The sequence below is a fragment of the Allobosea sp. CS1GBMeth4 genome, from assembly GCF_900185715.1.
Classification (GTDB): Bacteria; Pseudomonadota; Alphaproteobacteria; order Rhizobiales; family Beijerinckiaceae; genus Allobosea.
The window spans coordinates 220,008-238,459 of sequence record NZ_FYAS01000007.1 but is presented as its reverse complement, the minus strand read 5'-3'; the positions used below and the strand labels follow the sequence as shown (position 1 = coordinate 238,459).

General features: G+C 67.7%; 15 protein-coding genes and 1 tRNA gene. 5 read left to right on the top strand and 11 right to left on the bottom strand.

The genetic code is table 11. The features are described from left to right. Positions 1 to 126 precede the first annotated feature (126 nt). The 5 genes from lon to CS1GBM4_RS04490 form a co-directional block, all read right to left on the bottom strand. A complete protein-coding gene (lon, locus tag CS1GBM4_RS04510) occupies positions 127 to 2,556 on the bottom strand; it encodes an endopeptidase La (protein ID WP_186417481.1) in 2,430 nt (809 codons plus the stop codon). A gap of 335 nt (positions 2,557 to 2,891) precedes the next feature. Then, a complete protein-coding gene (gene clpX / locus CS1GBM4_RS04505) occupies positions 2,892 to 4,160 on the bottom strand; it encodes an ATP-dependent Clp protease ATP-binding subunit ClpX (protein WP_186417480.1) in 1,269 nt (422 codons plus the stop codon). Positions 4,161 to 4,429: 269 nt separating this feature from the next. Beyond that, positions 4,430 to 5,050 (bottom strand): ATP-dependent Clp protease proteolytic subunit, encoded by a 621-nt coding sequence (locus tag CS1GBM4_RS04500; protein WP_186417479.1) that lies wholly within the window; start codon positions 5,048 to 5,050, stop codon positions 4,430 to 4,432. Positions 5,051 to 5,194: 144 nt separating this feature from the next. Beyond that, positions 5,195 to 6,619, bottom strand: coding sequence for a trigger factor (gene tig / locus CS1GBM4_RS04495; protein ID WP_186417478.1), 1,425 nt, complete (start codon positions 6,617 to 6,619; stop codon positions 5,195 to 5,197). Positions 6,620 to 6,703: 84 nt separating this feature from the next. Beyond that, positions 6,704 to 6,788: transfer RNA gene (locus CS1GBM4_RS04490), tRNA-Leu, on the bottom strand. Between the two features lie 168 nt (positions 6,789 to 6,956). On the opposite strand from CS1GBM4_RS04490, the gene CS1GBM4_RS04485 reads away from it, so the two are divergent. Continuing rightward, positions 6,957 to 8,402: a multicopper oxidase family protein gene (locus tag CS1GBM4_RS04485; RefSeq protein WP_186417477.1), complete on the top strand. Its 1,446-nt coding sequence runs from the start codon at positions 6,957 to 6,959 to the stop codon at positions 8,400 to 8,402. A gap of 34 nt (positions 8,403 to 8,436) precedes the next feature. On the opposite strand, the gene CS1GBM4_RS04480 is transcribed toward CS1GBM4_RS04485, so the two are convergent. Further along, entirely contained in the window at positions 8,437 to 10,056 is a 1,620-nt protein-coding gene (locus CS1GBM4_RS04480; RefSeq protein WP_186417476.1) for a D-glucuronyl C5-epimerase family protein, read from the bottom strand. 176 nt (positions 10,057 to 10,232) lie between these two features. On the opposite strand from CS1GBM4_RS04480, the gene kdsA reads away from it, so the two are divergent. Both kdsA and CS1GBM4_RS04470 read left to right on the top strand, forming a co-directional pair. Then, on the top strand, positions 10,233 to 11,102 hold the full coding sequence (gene kdsA / locus CS1GBM4_RS04475) for a 3-deoxy-8-phosphooctulonate synthase (RefSeq protein WP_186417475.1): 870 nt from the start codon (positions 10,233 to 10,235) through the stop codon (positions 11,100 to 11,102). Further along, positions 11,095 to 12,315: an MFS transporter gene (locus CS1GBM4_RS04470; protein ID WP_186417474.1), complete on the top strand. Its 1,221-nt coding sequence runs from the start codon at positions 11,095 to 11,097 to the stop codon at positions 12,313 to 12,315. Before kdsA ends, CS1GBM4_RS04470 begins: the two co-directional genes overlap by 8 nt. A 4-nt stretch (positions 12,316 to 12,319) precedes the next feature. Here CS1GBM4_RS04470 and queF read toward each other — a convergent pair whose 3' ends face one another. Next, positions 12,320 to 12,775: a preQ(1) synthase gene (gene queF / locus CS1GBM4_RS04465; protein WP_092154312.1), complete on the bottom strand. Its 456-nt coding sequence runs from the start codon at positions 12,773 to 12,775 to the stop codon at positions 12,320 to 12,322. A 159-nt stretch (positions 12,776 to 12,934) separates the two neighbouring features. Here queF and eno point away from each other — a divergent pair, with 159 nt between their 5' ends. Then, the gene (gene eno, locus CS1GBM4_RS04460) at positions 12,935 to 14,218 is read left to right on the top strand and encodes a phosphopyruvate hydratase (RefSeq protein WP_186417473.1); all 1,284 of its coding nucleotides are present in this window, start codon (positions 12,935 to 12,937) and stop codon (positions 14,216 to 14,218) included. Between the two features lie 92 nt (positions 14,219 to 14,310). Continuing rightward, positions 14,311 to 15,231: a DMT family transporter gene (locus CS1GBM4_RS04455; protein WP_186417472.1), complete on the top strand. Its 921-nt coding sequence runs from the start codon at positions 14,311 to 14,313 to the stop codon at positions 15,229 to 15,231. A gap of 47 nt (positions 15,232 to 15,278) precedes the next feature. On the opposite strand, the gene CS1GBM4_RS04450 is transcribed toward CS1GBM4_RS04455, so the two are convergent. From CS1GBM4_RS04450 to CS1GBM4_RS04435, 4 genes are all read right to left on the bottom strand, one after another. Further along, on the bottom strand, positions 15,279 to 16,103 hold the full coding sequence (locus CS1GBM4_RS04450) for a hypothetical protein (protein WP_244607049.1): 825 nt from the start codon (positions 16,101 to 16,103) through the stop codon (positions 15,279 to 15,281). Then, positions 16,100 to 17,236 (bottom strand): tRNA guanosine(34) transglycosylase Tgt, encoded by a 1,137-nt coding sequence (gene tgt, locus CS1GBM4_RS04445; protein ID WP_186417471.1) that lies wholly within the window; start codon positions 17,234 to 17,236, stop codon positions 16,100 to 16,102. Before tgt ends, CS1GBM4_RS04450 begins: the two co-directional genes overlap by 4 nt. Before the next feature lie 144 nt (positions 17,237 to 17,380). Then, positions 17,381 to 17,728, bottom strand: coding sequence for an ArsC family reductase (locus CS1GBM4_RS04440; protein WP_186417470.1), 348 nt, complete (start codon positions 17,726 to 17,728; stop codon positions 17,381 to 17,383). A gap of 59 nt (positions 17,729 to 17,787) precedes the next feature. Then, entirely contained in the window at positions 17,788 to 18,441 is a 654-nt protein-coding gene (locus CS1GBM4_RS04435) for a hypothetical protein (RefSeq protein WP_186417469.1), read from the bottom strand. Between the last annotated feature and the right edge of the window lie 11 nt (positions 18,442 to 18,452).

The following is an 18,452-nucleotide window of genomic DNA, read 5'->3' as shown; positions in this document are numbered from 1 at the left end:
CGCACAGAACTCAAAGTCCGACAGTCGTGCGACAGACTTAAAGAACCGTATAGGCTGCGGTTATCACACGTCAAAAAGAGAGGCCGCCGGCGATGCCGGCGGCCTCGTTCTTCACCTGCGATCGGCTCAGTGGGCGACCAGCCCTGCTGCCACATCGTCCTCGGCGACCTTAGGCGCCGCGGCCTTCAGGTCCTCCTCCCAGACGATCGGAACCGGCTGGCGCACCAGCGCGTGCTGCAGCACCTGGTCCATCCGGGCGACCGGGACGATCTCGAGCCCGTTCTTCACGGATTTCGGCAGATCGACCAGATCCTTGGCGTTGTCCTCGGGGATCAACACCTTCTTGATGCCGCCGCGCAGGGCCGCCAGGAGCTTCTCCTTGAGGCCGCCGATCGGCAGCACCCGGCCGCGCAAGGTGACCTCGCCGGTCATGGCGACGTCGCGCCGGGTCGGAATGCCGGTCAGCACCGAGATGATCGCGGTCGCCATGGCGATGCCCGCCGACGGCCCGTCCTTCGGGGTCGCCCCCTCCGGCACGTGCACGTGGATGTCGCGCCGGTCGAACAGCGGCGGCTCGACGCCGAAATCGATGGCGCGCGAGCGGACATAGGACGCCGCCGCGGAGATCGATTCCTTCATCACGTCGCGCAGATTGCCGGTGACGGTCATCTTGCCCTTGCCGGGCATCATCACGCCTTCGATCGTCAGGAGCTCGCCGCCGACCTCGGTCCAGGCCAGGCCGGTGACGACACCGACCTGATCCTCGGTCTCCGCCTCGCCGTAGCGATAGCGCGGCGGGCCGAGATACTCCTCCAGCACCGCGGGCGTGACCGCGACCTTCTTCTTCTTCGACAGCACGATCTCCTTGACCGCCTTGCGGACGGTGTTGGCGATCTCGCGCTCGAGGTTGCGGACGCCGGCTTCGCGCGTATAGCGCCGCACCAGCATCGTCAGGGCCTCGTCGTCGATCGACCATTCCTTGGATTCGAGGCCGTGCTTGCGGATCGCCCCCGGGATCAGGTGGCGGCGCGCGATCTCGGCCTTCTCGTCCTCGGTGTAGCCGGCGATGCGGATCACCTCCATCCGGTCCAGCAGGGCCGGCGGAATGTTCAGCGTGTTCGCCGTGGTCACGAACATCACGTTCGACAGGTCGTAATCGACCTCGAGGTAATGGTCGTTGAAGGTCGAGTTCTGCTCGGGATCGAGCACCTCGAGCAGGGCCGCCGACGGATCGCCGCGGAAGTCCTGGCCCATCTTGTCGATCTCGTCGAGCAGGATGAGCGGGTTCGAGGTCTTGGCCTTCTTCATCGACTGGATGATCTTGCCGGGCATCGAGCCGATATAGGTGCGGCGGTGGCCGCGGATCTCGGCCTCGTCACGGACGCCGCCGAGCGACATGCGCACGAACTCGCGGCCGGTCGCCTTGGCGATCGACTTGCCGAGCGAGGTCTTGCCGACGCCTGGAGGGCCGACGAGGCACAGGATCGGGCCGGCGAGCCGGTTGGCGCGCTGCTGCACGGCGAGATATTCGACGATGCGATCCTTGACCTTGTCCAGGCCGAAATGATCGTCGTCGAGCACCTGCTGGGCGGCGGCGAGGTCCTTCTTGATCTTGGACTTCTTGCCCCAGGGGATGCCGAGCAACCAGTCGAGATAATTGCGCACGACCGTCGCCTCGGCCGACATCGGCGACATCTGGCGCAGCTTCTTGACCTCGGCGAGCGCCTTGTCGCGCGCCTCCTTGGTCAGCTTGGTCTTGGCGATGCGCTCTTCCAGCTCGGCCAGCTCGTCGCGGCCTTCCTCGCCGTCGCCGAGCTCCTTCTGGATCGCCTTCATCTGCTCGTTGAGATAGTACTCGCGCTGGGTCTTCTCCATCTGGCGCTTGACGCGCGAGCGGATGCGCTTCTCGACCTGCAGCACCGACATCTCGCTCTCCATCAGGGAGAGCACCTTCTCCAGCCGGTGCGCGACGTTCATCACCTCGAGCACGGCCTGCCGGTCGGCGATCTTGACGGCGAGATGCGAGGCGACCGTGTCGGCGAGCTTGGCCGGCTCGTCGATCTGGGAGACCGCCGCGACGATCTCGGGCGAGATCTTCTTGTTGAGCTTCACATAGTTCTCGAACTCGCTGACGACCGAGCGGGCGAGCGCCTCGACCTCGACCTTCTTGCCGGCCTCCTCGGCGAGCGCCTCGGCTTCGGCCTGGTAGAAGCTGTCGGTGGCGGTGTAGGCAGCCGCCTTCGCCCGGCCGATGCCTTCGACGAGCACCTTGACGGTCGAGTCGGGCAGCTTGAGCAGCTGCAGCACGCGGGCGAGCGTGCCGATCTCATAGATGTCGCCGGTTTCCGGATCATCGTCGCCGGCGTTCTTCTGCGTGGCGAGCAGGATCAGGCCATCGTTCTTGACCACCTCCTCGAGCGCGCGAATGGATTTCTCGCGGCCGACGAAGAGCGGCACGATCATGTGCGGAAAGACGACGATGTCGCGCAGCGGCAGCACCGGATAGGTATCGGTCGTCCCGGGGACGAGCGGAGCGCGGGGCGTCGAGCCAGTCATGTCCAGTCCTTCAAGTTTTCGCCCGGCCGATCCCCGAATAGGCAACCGAACGGACGTACCGCGCGGCGCGACCATTCGCGCCAGACGCCCCCGCAGGCCACGCCCTCGACAGGCACGCGAGTCTTGCAGGTGCCCCTAAGGTGGAGGTTTCATCGCCGGCTTTCAAGCGACGGCAACGCGAACTCCACCACAGCTTCCGCCGCAGCCGGCACACGAGCGCGTGACGGCGCCGGAGAGGCGAGAGCGGTGTCCGGGTGGCAGGGCCGCCGCGATTCACAAAGCAAAACGCGCGCCAGCGGGCGCGCGTTCCAAGCCGAAGCAGGGTCGAGCTTCGTTCAGGCGGAGGCGGATTTGGCCTCTTCCTCGCGATCCGCATAGATGAACAGCGGACGCGACTTGGATTCGACAGCCTCCGGCCCGATGACGACCTGCTCGACGCCTTCCAGCCCCGGCAGCTCGTACATGGTCTCGAGCAGGATGCCCTCCATGATCGAGCGCAGGCCGCGGGCGCCGGTCTTGCGCTCGATGGCCTTGCGCGCGATCAGGCTGACCGCCTCGTCGGTGAAGGTGAGCTCGGTGTCCTCCATTTCGAAGAGGCGCTGATACTGCTTGACCAGCGCGTTCTTCGGCTCGGTGAGGATGGTCTTGAGCGCAGCCTCGTCGAGGTCCTCGAGAGTCGCCAGCACCGGGAGACGGCCGACGAATTCGGGGATCAGGCCGAACTTGAGCAGGTCCTCCGGCTCGACCTCGCGGAAGATCGCGCCGGTGCGGCGCTCGTCCGGGGCCTGGACGCTCGCGCCGAAGCCGATCGAGGTGCCCTTGCCGCGTCCCGAGATGATCTTGTCCAGCCCGGCGAAGGCGCCGCCGCAGATGAACAGGATGTTGGTGGTGTCGACCTGCAGGAACTCCTGCTGCGGATGCTTGCGCCCACCCTGCGGCGGCACGGAGGCGACGGTGCCCTCCATGATCTTGAGCAGCGCCTGCTGCACGCCCTCGCCCGAGACGTCGCGGGTGATCGAGGGGTTGTCCGACTTGCGGCTGATCTTGTCGATCTCGTCGATGTAGACGATGCCGCGCTGCGCCCGCTCGACATTGTAATCGGAGGCCTGCAGCAGCTTGAGGATGATGTTCTCGACATCCTCGCCGACATAGCCGGCCTCGGTCAGCGTCGTCGCGTCCGCCATGGTGAAGGGCACGTCGAGGATGCGGGCGAGCGTCTGCGCCAGCAGCGTCTTGCCCGAGCCGGTCGGCCCGATCAGCAGGATGTTCGACTTCGCCAGCTCGACATCGTTGTGCTTCGTCGCGTGCGAGAGCCGCTTGTAATGGTTGTGGACCGCGACCGAGAGGACCTTCTTGGCGTGATCCTGCCCGATGACGTAATCGTCGAGGACCTTGCGGATCTCCTTCGGAGTCGGCACGCCGTCCTTCGACTTCACCAGCGCGGATTTCGATTCCTCGCGGATGATGTCCATGCAGAGCTCGACGCATTCATCGCAGATGAACACGGTCGGGCCCGCGATCAGCTTGCGGACCTCGTGCTGGCTCTTGCCGCAGAACGAGCAGTAGAGCGTGCTCTTCGAATCGCCGCCGCTGGACTTACTCATCGTGGTTCTCCATCTCGGAGGACGAAATCCGCCACCGAAAAACGGCAGGCTGATGTCGTCTCCCCGTCATAATAGGCGCTCAGATCACGATTATTAGGTTAACGCGTCGCTCTGGCGCAGGCGGCGACGAAACTGACCCAAAACCGGACCGCTCGAGCGCCTTGCGCGCCCTTCCGATGCCCCATGCAAACATGGGGCCTAGTCTCAAGGCAATATGGCCCTTCGGGAGCCGCTCGCCAACCCACAGGCGCGTCGTATCGGGACAAGCCTCAGGCGGCCTCGTCGGCCCGCTTGTCGATGACCTTGTCGATCAGGCCGAACTCCTTGGCCTGGTCGGCGGTCATGAAATTGTCGCGCTCCAGGGCCGCCTCGACCTCGGCGTAGCTGCGGCCGGTATGCTTGACGTAGATCTCGTTCAGTCGCCGCTTCAGGCTCTCGACCTCGCGGGCGTGGATGAGGATGTCGGTGACCTGGCCCTGGAAGCCGCCGGAGGGCTGGTGGACCATGATGCGGGCGTTCGGCAGGGCGAAGCGCATGTCCTTGGCGCCGGCGGTGAGCAGCAGCGAGCCCATCGAGGCGGCCTGGCCGACGCAGAGCGTCGTCACCGGGCAGCGGATGAACTGCATGGTGTCGTAGATCGACAGGCCCGAGGTCACCACGCCGCCGGGCGAGTTGATGTAGAAGGAGATCTCCTTCTTCGGGTTCTCGGCCTCGAGGAACAGCAGCTGCGCCACGATCAGCGAGGCGGAGTAATCCTCGACCGGGCCGGTCAGGAAGATGATGCGCTCGCGCAGCAGGCGCGAATAGATGTCGAAGGCGCGCTCGCCGCGGCTCGACTGCTCGACCACCATCGGGACGAGATTGTTATAGGTCTCGATCGGGTCACGCATCATCGTCGGTCCTTGGGGTCAAAGCGTGCGGGGAATCAGCCGGGATCGGCGAACCCCCACATAAGCATGCCGGCGGCGGCTGAAAAGGGAAGCGCCGCCCGGGCGGATGCGGGCGGCGCGCAGATCGTAAACCGGCGGTGAGGATCAGGCCGACGCCTCGTCGGCTGCCTTCTTGGCCTTCTTCGCCTTGGCGGCCTTCGGCTTGGCCTCGGTGGTCGCCTCGTCCGCCTCGTCGTCGGCGAAGAGCGCCTCGCGCGAGACCGGCTTGTCCTCGACCTTCACCTGCCCGAGCAGATGGTCGACGACCTTCTCCTCGAAGATCGGGGCGCGGATCTCGGCGAGCGCCTGCGGGTTCTTGCGATAGAACTCCCAGACCTGCTTCTCCTGGCCCGGGAACTGGCGGGCGCGCTGGATCAGGGCCTGCGTCACCTCGTCATCCGAGATCTGGACCTTGGCCTGCTCGCCGATCTCGGCCAGCACGAGGCCGAGCCGCACGCGGCGCTCGGCGATCTTGCGGTACTCGGCGCGGGCCTCGTCCTCGGTGGTGTCCTCGTCGGCGAAGGTCTTGCCGGCGTTCTTCATATCCGCCTCGACCTGGCTCCAGACCGCGGCGAACTCCTGCTCGACCAGGGTCGGCGGCAGCTCGAAGCTGTACTTGGCGTCGAGCGCGTCGAGCAGGCTCTTCTTGACCTTGCGGCGCGACTGCTCGCCGAATTCGCGGCCGATCTGCTCACGGATCGCGGCCTTGAGTGCGTCGAGCGATTCCATGCCGAAGCCCTTGGCAAGCTCGTCGTCGATCTTGAGCTCGCCCGGCGCCTGGACGTCGTCGACGGTGACGGCGAACTCGGCCGGCTTACCGGCGAGATGGGTCGCAGTGTAGTTCTCGGGGAACGTCACCGAGACGGTGCGCTGCTCGCCCTTCTTGACGCCCTCGAGCTGCTCCTCGAAGCCCGGGATGAACTGGCCGGCGCCGAGCTCGAGCGGGATCTCCGAACCGGTGCCGCCGTCGAAGGGCTTGCCCTCGAGCGTGCCGACGAAGGAGATCAGCAGCCGGTCGCCCTTGGCGGCCTTGGCGCCGTCCTTCTTCGATTCGAAGCTGCGGTTCTGCGAGGCCATGCGCTCCAGCGCGGCGTCGACATCGGCCTCGGGCACCTCGGCGACCGGCTTCTCGAGCGCGATGTCGGAGACGTCGACGATCTCGATCTTCGGCAGCACCTCGAGCGCGACGGTGAAGGCGAGATCGCCCTTGGCCTCCATCGCGGCCTCGATCTCGTCCTTGTTCTCCGGGAACTTGATCTGCGGCTCGAAGGCGAGCTTCAGGTTGTTGTCGGCGACGATCTTCTGGTTCGCCTCGTTGACGGCGTTCTGCAGCACGTCGGCCATGACCGAGCGGCCATAGAGGCGGCGCAGATGGCCGACCGGAACCTTGCCGGGACGGAACCCGTTGATGCGGGCCTTGCCCTGCAGGCCGACGAGGCCGTCATCCAGCCTGGTCTTGAGGTCGGTGGCGTTCAGCACCACCTGAAATTCGCGCTTGAGGCCCTGGGACAGGGTTTCCGTCACGTTCATCGTTCTGATCCGCCAACAGCTCTTTACTTCAATGTCCAAAGCGCGACGCCGGGGATCCGCCGCCGCGCTCGCGAAACTCGATCCTGGTGCGGGCGAAGGGACTCGAACCCCCACGACTTGCGCCGGCGGAACCTAAATCCGCTGCGTCTACCAATTCCGCCACGCCCGCCGACCCGGTGCGCCGCACCGCGGTCGTCGCGACAGCAGCACCGATAGGCCGCGCCGCTATAGCATTTCGGACGCGCCATGCAGCAAAAAAATGCGACATTTCTGCGAAGGCCGCCGCGGCGCAGCTTTGCACTCGCCAGGCGGGCGCGGCGCGGCTATGTCGCGAGGCATGAGCAAAGACGCTTCGCCCTGGGCCTCGCGCCTTCGTCCCAGCCGCCGCCTGGTCATCGCGCAGGGAGCCGGATTCGCCACGCTGCTCCCGCCCTTGTCGGCACTGCCCCAGCAGGCCGCCCCCTCGCCGCAGCCGGCCTCCGCCGCCACGGCACGAGAGCTCGTCGCCGCGCCGGCCAGGGCACGGCTGAGGCCGGCGCCCGCGCCCGAGACCGAGATCTGGGCCTTCGACGGCGCCGCGCCCGGCCCGGTGCTCAGGATGAGGCAGGGCGAGACATTGCGCCTCGCCTTGCAGAACCGCACCGACAAGCCACTCTCGCTGCACTGGCACGGCGTCCGCAACGATCACGTGATGGACGGCGTCGGCGGCTTCAGCCAGGAGCCGGTGCCACCCGGCGGCCAGTTCGAGTACCGGCTGACTCCGCCCGATGCCGGCACGTTCCTCTATCGGCCGATGCTGCTCGGCGGCTCGTCCGAGCCGGCCGGGCGCGGGCTCTCCGGCCTCATGATTGTCGACGAGAAGGAGCCACCCACCGTCGATCTCGACCTGCCCGTGCTGATCGGCGACTGGCTGCTCGGCGACGACCAGAAGCTCCTGCCTTTCGCGGCCGATGGCCAGGACGGCGCCGCCGCCGGCAGGCTCGGCAGCTGGCTGACGGTCAACGGCAAGGCACCGCCGCTGCCGATCCGGCTGGCGCCCGGCTCGCGCGTCCGCCTGCGCCTCGCCAATGCCTGCAATGCGCGGATCATGCGGCTGCGCTTCGACGAGATGAAGGCCTTCGTCGCGGCGGTCGACGGGCAGCCGACCGACACCTTCGAGCCGGTCAGGGCGCAGCTGCCCTTCGCGCCGGGCACCCGCTACGACGTGATCTTCGACATGCCGGAGGCGGCGGGCGCCGCAGCCAGCGTGACCGCCCTGATCGGGCCGGGCGTGCCGCTGGTGCGCTTCGTCGGCGAGGGCGCGGCGAAGCCGGCGCGCGCACCGGTCGCCCCCATGGCGCTCAACCCGGCGCTGCCGGCCGCGGTCCGGCTGCAGGATGCGCGGCGCGCGGAATTCGTGATCGAAGGCGGCGCGGCAGTCACGCCGGACAACAAGCTCGACCTCGCGGGGCTCGACCTCGCCAGGCCGTGGACCGTGAATGGCGGCCGGGGCGATCCGAAGGGCAAGCCGCTGTTCAGCGTCAGGCGCGGCTCGCCGGTCGTGATCGGGATCACCAACAGGACCGCCTTCCTGCAGCCGCTGCACGTCCACGGCCACGCCTTCCGCCTGCTGCATCCGCTCGACGACGGCTGGGAACCCTATTTCCTCGACACGGTGCAGATCCCGGAGGGCAAGCGCCTGCACATCGCCTTCATCGCCGACAACCCGGGACGCTGGCCGATCTCCTCGACCGTGCTGGAGCGCTTCGACCGCGGGCTGTGGAGCTGGTTCGAGGTGACGTGAGAGACAGCCGGCCAAACCGGTTCGCCGCTCCGTTTCACTGGATTCGGGACAGGTCGGACAGCCGGTAGGTCGACGCGCCGTCGCTGGCCACTCCCTCGTCCGCCTCGACGCGGAAGCCCATGCGGGCCAACACCGCCCGCCGCTTCTCGCCGTCGATGCCGCATGCGGGCAGCCTCGCGGCGGCGATGGCGAGATCGATGGCCAGGGGGTCGAGGCTCCGGAAGCAGTCCGCGATCATGGCGTCCTGCTGCGGATTTGCCATGTCCGGCGAACCGGCCGCGAACCGGCGTGTGGTCAATCGGGGAACGGTCGACGTCTTCGCGTGCTCGTAAGCACGATGATAGTTGGCAAAGCGCACGGCGCTCGCGAAGAACAGCGGAGCGCGCCGCCAACGGTAGAGATCCGCAAGAAGCACCGCGTGATAGAGGACGTACTCCTCGCCGGGCGCGTGCCATCCGAAATCCCGCACGCCGAACGGCACGCGCAGCCGGCCATAAGGTGAAGCCGCCGGCGGCACCGCGATCATCTCGTCGAGCCCCGGACGGACGCCCACAGCGTAGACGCGCGGCGCCTGTTCGCCGCGATAGAGAATGTTGAGATCGAGTTCGTCGCCTGGGGCGGGGCTGTAGCGGCGCAACGCTTCCAGACTGGCGAGGAAACGATAGGTGTTGCCGGCCCGCACCGCCTGCAGCGTCGCGTCGCAGCCGCTCTCGCAGGCGGACCAGCGCGCCTGCGGGTCATCACCGCCGTCGCGCACGCGCATCTCGATCAAGTCGACGTCGACATCCGGCTCGACGTGGACTTCGACATCCATCGCCAGATAGCGCGGCCGCAGATCGTAGCGGGTCCAGTAACCGGTATCGAACTTGTACAGCAGTCGCTCCAGCGACGCCGCCCCTCGCCGCGCGGCCTCGGCATACTTCCCATCACCGGTTCGCTCAGCGAGCAGGAAGAGCACATTGATGCTGTAGATGTGCGCATTGAGGATATAGGGGGCCAGTCCCCGGACGTTCGGGCCTTCCTCGAACCAGGTTTCGCCGTCCGCGTCATTCATCAGGCCGCCATCCGCGATCGGCGCGATGAGGGCATCCCCGGCCTTTCTCGCGGTCTCCAGGTAGCGCCCGTCGCGGGTCTGGCAGGAGGCATGGGCCATCAGATGGATGTTGACGGCCTGTGAGAACGCCGAGTTGAAGGGCGGCAGCAGGATGATGTCGTTTGCGTTCGCCTCCTGGGTGTACAGCCAGGTCAACGCGCCGTTCGGAAGTCGGTGCGCCTGCACGACGACATGCTCGGCGATCCGGCGCTGGCGTTCGGTCAAGCCCGCCCCCGCCTCGCAACCCATGCCCGGCGCAGTCCGGCGGCTGGAGAAGCGCGACATGTCCCGCGCCGGCAGCCCGAGAAGCCCCCAGTTCGACGGATTGACAAAGATGCGTTCATCATCGCGGTAGGCGAGGATGGCCTCGTCCCACCAAAAGGTACCACGCCAATATGGCACCGTCGGCGGAAGCACCTGGGGCTTTCCGCGGGTATTGCTGTAGAGAACTGAGCGGATCGGAATAGGCCCGATCGCGTTGACCTCCCGATCGCCGGCGCCACCTGCAAAGCTCGACAGGATGCCGAGAACCGCTGCCAACGCACCAAGGCGCAATCGCAAGACCAGCTCCAACCTGAGAGCGAACCGCCGCAATCCTACACGACATGGCTGCAAAGTCGATGAGGTCGCGGCCAAGCAAGCTCGGCTGCCCGCCTCGGGCGCGGTCACTTGACCCGGCGCCGGTGGCAGCCTTTAACCCCGCCGGCACGACCCGCCAACCGTTCCGAGGCCCCGCCATGACCGCCAACGCCATCGTCACCGTGGGGGCCGATCTCGCCAGGCCCGTCCGCTTCGGTAGCAGCCTGCCGCTCGCGCTGATCGCCGGCCCCTGCCAGATGGAGAGCCGCGATCACGCGCTCGAGATCGCCCTCGCGCTGAAGGAGACGTCCGAGACGCTCGGCATCGGCCTCGTCTTCAAGGCCTCCTTCGACAAGGCCAACCGCACCAGCGTCAAGGGCCAGCGCGGCATGGGCCTGGAAGCCGCCCTGCCCGTCTTCGCCGAGATCCGCGAGCGCACGGGCCTGCCGGTGCTGACCGACGTGCACGAGGCGGGCCAGTGCGCGCCCGTCGCCGAGGTGGTGGACGTGCTGCAGATCCCGGCCTTCCTCTGCCGGCAGACCGACCTGCTCGTCGCCGCCGCCGGGACCGGCCGCGTGGTCAACGTGAAGAAGGGCCAGTTCCTCGCCCCCTGGGACATGGTCAACGTCGCCGCCAAGGTGACCGAGAGCGGCAATCCCAACGTGATGCTGACCGAACGCGGCGTCTCCTTCGGCTACAACACGCTGGTCACGGACATGCGTAGCCTGCCGATCATGGCGGAGATCGGCGCCCCGGTGATCTTCGACGCCACCCATTCGGTGCAGCAGCCGGGCGGCAAGGGCGCCTCGAGCGGCGGCCAGCGCGAATTCGTGCCGGTGCTGGCGCGCGCGGCGGTCGCGGTCGGGATCGCCGGCGTCTTCATCGAGACCCATCCCGATCCCGACAAGGCGCCTTCGGACGGGCCGAACATGGTGCCGCTGCGGGACTTCCATGCACTGATCGCGGAGCTGCAGGAGTTCGATCGGCTTGCCAAGCGCCGGGCGCATTCTACGCTGGCGTATGTCTGACCAGCCCGCCGCCCCGCCCTCGCCGTCCCAGCCTCCGCAGGGCTCGCTCAGCGTCCTGATCCTCGTTCTCGGGGCCTGCGGCTTCGCCTCGACCTTCACCATGCGCCTGCTCGACCCGCTGGTGCCGACATTGGCGGCCGAGTTCGGGCGCAGCATCGCCCAGGTCGCCGCGATCGCGACCGCCTTCTCCTTCGCCTATGCGGTCGGCCAGCCCTTCCTCGGGCCGGTCGCCGATTCGCTCGGCAAGCTCAGGACGATCTCGACCTGTCTCGGCCTGCTCGCCCTGCTGTCGCTCGCCGCGGCCTTCGCGGGCTCGTTCGAGCTTCTGACCGCCGCGCGGATGATCGCCGGCGTCGCGGCCGGCGGCGTCATTCCGGTGGCGATGGCGGCGATCGGCGACCGCGCGCCGATGGCCGAGCGGCAGATCATGCTCGGCCGCTTCCTGGTGCTGATGATCGTCGGGCAGATGGCCGGCGCCGCCTGTTCCGGGCTGATCGCCGAGCATGTCGGCTGGCGCAGCGTCTTCGTCATGGCGGGCGGCATCGCCGCCGGCGCCGGGCTTCTGGTCGTGTTCGTGCTGAAGCCGAGGCCGGATGCGCGGCGTGCGCCGTTCAGCTTCGCCGGCGCGCTCGCGAACTATGCCGCGGTCTTCGCCAATCCGCGCTCCAAGCTGCTCTATGGGCTCGTCATCGTCGAGGGCAGCCTGATCTTCGGCATGCCGCCCTATATCGCGGCGATCCTGCATGAGCGCGCCGGCGTCGGCCCGTCGCAGGCTGGCCTCGTCATCGCCGGCACCGGGCTCGGCGGCATCGTCTACGGCGTGCTGACCCGTGTCCTGGTCGAGCGGCTCGGCCCGTCCCGGATGCCGCTGATCGGGGGCATCCTGATGGGGTTGGCCTTCGCCCTGTTCGCGCTTCCCTTCCTGCCCTGGTGGAGCGCGGTCGCGATCTTCACGCTGAACGGCTTCGGCTTCTTCCTGATGCACGGCACCTTCCAGGCGCAGGCGACCGAGCTCGCTCCGACGGCACGCGGCTCCGCGGTCGCCCTGTTCGCCTGCGCGCTGTTCTGCGGCCATGCGCTCGGCCCGGTGCTGATGGGCGCCGCCCTGCACCTGTTCGGCACCGGCGGCGCGATCCTCGTCTTCGCCGCCGGGATCACGCTGCTCGGCTTCGCGGCGCCGCGCATCCTGCCGCTGGCCGGGAGCCGGACGTAGAGCGTCAGCGCCCGCGATAGGGCGCGACACCCTGGTCGGGCAGCCAGAGCCCCTTGGGCGGCTCGCCGGTCTGGAAGAACACGTCGATCGGGATGCCGCCGCGCGGATACCAGTAGCCGCCGATGCGGAACCATTTGGGCTCCAGCAGCTCGACCAGCGTCTTGCCGATGCCGACGGTGCAGTCCTCGTGGAAGGCGCCGTGGTTGCGGAAGGCGCCGAGATAGAGCTTGAGCGACTTCGATTCGACCAGCCAGTCGCCCGGCAAATAATCGATCACCAGGATGCCGAAATCGGGCTGGCCGGTGACCGGGCAGATCGAGGTGAACTCGGGACAGGTGAAGCGGGCGAGATAATCGGTGCCGGCATGCGGGTTCGGCACGCGGTCGAGGCGGGCTTCCTCCGGCGAGCGCGGCAGCTCGCTCGCCTTGCCGAGCTGGAGGGTCGAAGCGTCGATGGTCATGGCTCAGTCCTGAACAGGTCGCGCCCGTCGATGACGGACGCCGAAGTTGCCGCGGCTTTTAATCCCCGCCCTGGATAAACGCCACCGCCCCTTCCCGTCGCCGCCGCTCTTGTCTAGAAGCGCGGCATCCCGTGCCCACCTCACCTTCCGGAGCCTGCCATGACCGCGATCATCGACATCATCGGCCGCCAGATCCTCGATTCTCGCGGCAATCCGACGGTCGAGGTCGATGTCGTGCTGGAAGATGGCTCGATGGGCCGCGCCGCGGTGCCGTCGGGCGCCTCGACCGGCGCGCATGAGGCGGTCGAGCTGCACGACGGCGACAAGAGCCGCTATCTCGGCAAGGGCGTGCTGAAGGCGGTCGAGGCCGTCAACGTCGCGATCGCCGAGGCGATCGTCGCAATGGACGCCGAGGACCAGACCGCGATCGACCAGACGATGATCGAGCTCGACGGCACGCCGAACAAGAGCAAGCTCGGCGCCAACGCCATCCTCGGCGTCTCGCTCGCCGTCGCCAAGGCGGCGGCCGAATGCTCGGGCCTGCCGCTCTACCGCTATGTCGGCGGCACCTCTGCCCGTGTCCTGCCGGTGCCGATGATGAACATCGTCAATGGCGGCGCCCATGCCGACAATCCGATCGACTTCCAGGAATTCATGATCATGCCGGTGGGGGCGCCCTCCTTCGCCGAGGGTCTGCGCATGGGTTCCGAGGTCTTCCACACGCTGAAGAAGGCACTGCACGATGCCGGCCACAACACCAATGTCGGCGACGAGGGCGGCTTCGCCCCGAACCTGAAATCGGCCGAGGCGGCGCTCGACTTCGTCATGGCGGCGATCGAGAAGGCCGGCTACCGGCCGGGCGAGGACATCGCGCTGGCGCTCGACTGCGCCGCGACCGAGTTCTTCAAGGACGGCGCCTATGTCTATGAAGGCGAACGCAAGACCCGCGATCCGAAGGCGCAGGCCAAGTACCTCGCCAAGCTGGTCGCCGGCTACCCGATCGTCTCGATCGAGGACGGCATGGCCGAGGACGACTGGGAGGGCTGGAAGGCCCTGACCGACGCCGTCGGCGCCAAGTGCCAGCTCGTCGGCGACGATCTCTTCGTCACCAACGTCAAGCGGCTGTCGCAGGGCATCAAGGCGAAGACGGCGAACTCGATCCTGGTCAAGGTCAACCAGATCGGCACGCTGACCGAGACGCTCGCCGCCGTCGAGATGGCCCAGCGCGCCGGCTACACCGCGGTGATGTCGCACCGCTCGGGCGAGACCGAGGACGCGACGATCGCCGACCTCGCGGTCGCGACCAATTGCGGGCAGATCAAGACCGGCTCCCTCGCCCGCTCCGACCGGACGGCGAAGTACAACCAGCTGCTGCGCATCGAGGAAGAGCTCGGCGCCCAGGCGATCTATGCCGGCCGCTCCGCCCTGAAGGCCCTCGCCTGAGCGGATTTGCTGCGCCGCAAGAGCCGCGGGCGCCGCAGCGCCATGCGCCCGCGCCACTAACCGCATGCTCCGGCCTCGCACTAGGCTGGAGCATGCATCAGACCGTGCCCCTTTCGGACGAGCGGCTGCGCCGACGCCGGCAGCTCGCCTTTGCCGGCATGGCCTTCGCCATGCTGATCTTCGGGGCCAATTTCGTCGTCAGCCGCCATGCGGTGCTGAACGGCCTGTCCTCGCACGACATGCTGGCGCTGCGCTTCGTCACCGCCGGCCTCCTGCTCCTGCCGAGCTTCATGATGGCCGGCGGGTTGCGCGATTGCGGCGGCCTCGGCTGGAAGCGCGGCCTGACCCTGGCGGTGATGAGCGGCTTCCCGATGAGCTTCCTGCTCATGACGGGGCTGACCTACGCCCCGGCCGCGCATGGCGCGGTGATCGGGCCGGGCACCGTCACCGTGATCGGCATCGTCGGCAGCGTCGCCCTGTTCGGCGCCATGCTGACGCGCCAGCTCGTGCTCGGCGTCGCCGCAGTGCTGGTCGGCCTCGCCTGCCTCGGCATCGCCGGCACGACCCACGCCAATCCGGGCATCGTCTTCGGCGATCTCTGCTTCCTCGGCGTCGGGCTGATCTGGGGCGGCTACCCGCTGCTGATCCAGCTCTGGCGGGCCGACGCGCTCAAGGCCACGGCCATCGTCTCCGTGCTGTCGATGGCCTATCTGCCGATCTACTTCGTCTTTTATTTCCGCGGCTTCGACGTCGCGCCCTGGTGGGTGCTGCTGGCGCACGCGATCAATCAGGGCGTGCTCAACGTCATCGTCGGCCTGTGGATCTGGAGCTGGTCGACGCCGGTGCTCGGCGCCTCCGTCGCCGGGCGCTTTCCGCCGATGATCCCGGTCGTGGGCACGCTGCTCGCCATCCCCGTGCTCGGCGAGATCCCGACCGGGCTGCAGATCGGCGGGATCGCGCTGATCATCGCCGGGCTTTTCGTCGCCTCGTGGCGCCGCGCGCCGGCGCGCTGACCCGATTTCCGAAAAGTCGAGGCCACCTCGGCGGCGCATGGTCCGGGCTAGCGCTTGCGCGAACTCGTCTCGCTCGCCGGCTTCCGGCCGGACCGGGCACGCGCCAGGCTCATCAGGCCGAGATTCCACAGGATACAGACCAGCAATGCGAGCCCGAGCGCCGGCCAGGAGCCGAGCGGCACGGCCGCGATGTGGAGCAGCGCGATCGCCAGTCCGAAGCCCAGCAGGCCCAGGAGGCTGTTGGCGATGACGGCGGCGCTGGCCGGGCCGCCGATGCGCGGCTGCAGGATCGCGATCAGGCTCGACAGCACGATCGGGAAGGTCGCGAGCACGCCGGACCAGGCCGGCCCGACATGGGCGCTGACGGTGGTGACCGTCCCGGCCAGGGCGGCGACGGCCGCCGCGCGCAAGGGGATGACGTACCAAGGGCGCCGCGGCGTGATCGCCGGCCGCGCCGCGAGGTAGGGGCGGACGATGCGATGCAGGGTCAGGAACACGGTCGGGGTCGCCGCCAGCAGCACGGAAAAGGGCAACGCCAGCTTCTGCAGACCGGTGACGAGGAGGAACCAGGTCGCCAGGGCCGCGGCCAGGCAGACCAGCGTGCCGAAGCGCTGCGCCAGCAGCACATAGACCAGCGAGAGGCCGGCATTGGCGAGATTGGAATTGAGGCTGCCGAGCGCGCCGGCCGAGATGAAAGCCGCGTCGTGATCCATGGCGAGGAAGACATAGACCGGCCCGGCCGAGATCGGCAGCGTCGCGATCATCGCCGCGAGCAAAGGCCCGCTCCGCTCGGCCAGCAGCGAGCAGCCGACGACGATGGCGGCCGCGACCGCCATCTTGAGCAGCAGCAGGCCGAGCCAGGGATCGATCACGCCGGCTCGCCTCTGGCCCAGCCTTCCTTGGTTTCAGCGATGAAATCCTCGAGCCGGCCGCCGGCGATGGCGGCGCGCAGGCCGGCCATCAGGTCCTGGTAATAGGCGAGATTCACCCAGGTCAGGAGCATCTTGCCGAGCATCTCCTCGGCCTTGACCAGATGGTGCAGATAGGCGCGCGAATAGGTGTTGGCCGCGGGGCAGGAGGATTGCGGATCGATCGGCCTGATATCCTCGGCATGCTTGGCGTTCTTGAGGTTCATCCGGCCGAAGCGGGTGAAGATCTGGCCGTGGCGGCCGGCGCGCGTCGGCATCACGCAATCGAACATGTCGACGCCGCGCCGGACCGCCTCGACGATGTCGTCCGGCGTGCCGACGCCCATCAGATAGCGCGGCTTCTGCTGCGGCAGATGCGGCTCGACCGTCTCGATCATCGCCAGCATGACGTCCTGCGGCTCGCCGACCGCGAGCCCGCCGATGGCGTAGCCCTTCAGATCCATCGCGGCGAGCTCGCGCGCGCTCTCGACCCGCAGGCCCGGCACCGCGCCACCTTGCACGATGCCGAACAGCGCCCGCCCCGCCGGATCGCCGAAGGCTTTCCGGCAGCGCTCGGCCCAGCGCAGCGACAAATGCATCGCCTTTTCGGCGACCTTGTCCTCGCAAGGCAGCGAGACGCATTCGTCGAGCTGCATGACGATGTCGGAGCCGAGCAGGTTCTGGATCTCGACCGAGCGCTCGGGCGTGAGCACATGCTTCGAGCCGTCGATATGGGATTGGAAGGTGACGCCGTCCTCGGTCAGCTTGCGCAGATTGGCGAGCGACATCACCTGGAAGCCGCCGGAATCGGTCAGGATCGGGTGCGGCCAGTTCATGAACCTGTGCAGGCCGCCGAGCTGCGCCACCCGCTCGGCGCCCGGCCGCAGCATCAGGTGGTAGGTGTTGCCGAGCACGACGTCAGCGCCGAGCGCCTTGACCTGCTCGGGATACATGCCCTTCACCGTCGCGGCGGTGCCGACCGGCATGAAGGCGGGCGTGCGGATCACGCCGCGCGGCATGCGCACCTCGCCGGTGCGGGCGGCGCCGTCCCGGCCGAGAAGATGAAAGCTGAAATCCGTGGTCTTGTCAGTCGTCATGGGCGCCGGCCTAGCCCAGCACCGCCTTGGACGGAAGAGCGATAACGCCGACCGTCATTGCGAGGAGCGCAGCGACGACGCAATCAGGGGCGACAGAACTTTACGCCCTCCTGGATTGCTTCGGTCCGCTCGCAATGACGTCCATCACTGGGCGAAAGCGGCCTCGTAGACATCCGGCTTGAAGCCGAGGATGCGACGATCGCCGAGATCGAGCACCGGGCGCTTGATCATGGTCGGCTGCGCCAGCATCAGCCCGACGGCCTTGCCGGCGTCGAGCCCCTGCCTGTCGGCCTCGGGCAGCGCCCGGAAGCTCGTGCTTCCTTTGTTCAGCACCTTCTCCCAGCCGAGCTCGCGGCACCACGCCTCGAGCCGGGCCTTGTCGATGCCGGCGACGCGGTAGTCGTGGAAGGTGTAGGGAACGGCGTGCGCGTCGAGCCAGCTCCAGGCCTTCTTCATCGTGTCGCAGTTCCTGATGCCGTAGAGCGTGACCATCGTCCCGACCGATCGCTTGAGTGCTGTCGGCGCTCGCGTGGCATGGCGCCTGCGGCCGATCAAGCCGGCGTCGACAGCCGTCCACCACCGAGCGGCCAGCGGGCGAGATGATCGTGACGGCTTTCGCCATGGACGCTGCGGACGAGCACGAACTCCCGAACCGGAAAGCTCACCGGCGGAATCATCGGCTTGCTGAATGAGCACTCGTCGTAGAGCAAGGCGACGTGCAGCCCGAACTTGGACGGCGTCCGAAAGCCTCTCCTCCGCATCTCGCGACGCAGGTTCCGCTGAAGCTTGTCGACGATCGGAAACGTCTCGCTCGTTTCCAGAAAGATCGCCTGCCGATCACCAGGTCTGCCATGTCCCGCAACATGGTCGAAGGCGACCGTGAACTGCGCAGCGACCATGGAAGCGGCGGTTCGCTCCAGGGCGGCGATCTCGTCGCGGGCAGCGCCGCCATACCGTTCGATGCCGCACAAGGTGACGTGATAGCGCTCTGGTCCAAGCGGCCGGCCGCGCAAGCCGTGCAACCAGCGAAGTTCATGGGCGAGCGCATCGATTGCAGCGGCGTCCTCCGGCGACGGCACGAGCGCGAAGAAGTATCTGACCCAGCCGGGGGCAATCAGGGTTTTCGACCAATCGCAGTCGGCCGCGATCCCATGCCGCGGAGTCCAGCCGAACAGATCCGGTTGATCTGGAGATGGCTTTCCCATCTCCCATACCT

Coding starts and splice junctions, on each gene's coding strand:
- tgt (WP_186417471.1), bottom strand. CDS start 17,236: ATGACGACTGACAAGACCACGGATTTCAGCTTTCATCTTCTCGGCCGG.
- clpX (WP_186417480.1), bottom strand. CDS start 4,160: ATGAGTAAGTCCAGCGGCGGCGATTCGAAGAGCACGCTCTACTGCTCG.
- queF (WP_092154312.1), bottom strand. CDS start 12,775: ATGACCATCGACGCTTCGACCCTCCAGCTCGGCAAGGCGAGCGAGCTG.
- CS1GBM4_RS04455 (WP_186417472.1), top strand. CDS start 14,311: ATGCATCAGACCGTGCCCCTTTCGGACGAGCGGCTGCGCCGACGCCGG.
- CS1GBM4_RS04500 (WP_186417479.1), bottom strand. CDS start 5,050: ATGCGTGACCCGATCGAGACCTATAACAATCTCGTCCCGATGGTGGTC.
- CS1GBM4_RS04470 (WP_186417474.1), top strand. CDS start 11,095: ATGTCTGACCAGCCCGCCGCCCCGCCCTCGCCGTCCCAGCCTCCGCAG.
- lon (WP_186417481.1), bottom strand. CDS start 2,556: ATGACTGGCTCGACGCCCCGCGCTCCGCTCGTCCCCGGGACGACCGAT.
- CS1GBM4_RS04435 (WP_186417469.1), bottom strand. CDS start 18,441: ATGGGAAAGCCATCTCCAGATCAACCGGATCTGTTCGGCTGGACTCCG.
- kdsA (WP_186417475.1), top strand. CDS start 10,233: ATGACCGCCAACGCCATCGTCACCGTGGGGGCCGATCTCGCCAGGCCC.
- tig (WP_186417478.1), bottom strand. CDS start 6,619: ATGAACGTGACGGAAACCCTGTCCCAGGGCCTCAAGCGCGAATTTCAG.
- CS1GBM4_RS04440 (WP_186417470.1), bottom strand. CDS start 17,728: ATGGTCACGCTCTACGGCATCAGGAACTGCGACACGATGAAGAAGGCC.
- eno (WP_186417473.1), top strand. CDS start 12,935: ATGACCGCGATCATCGACATCATCGGCCGCCAGATCCTCGATTCTCGC.
- CS1GBM4_RS04485 (WP_186417477.1), top strand. CDS start 6,957: ATGAGCAAAGACGCTTCGCCCTGGGCCTCGCGCCTTCGTCCCAGCCGC.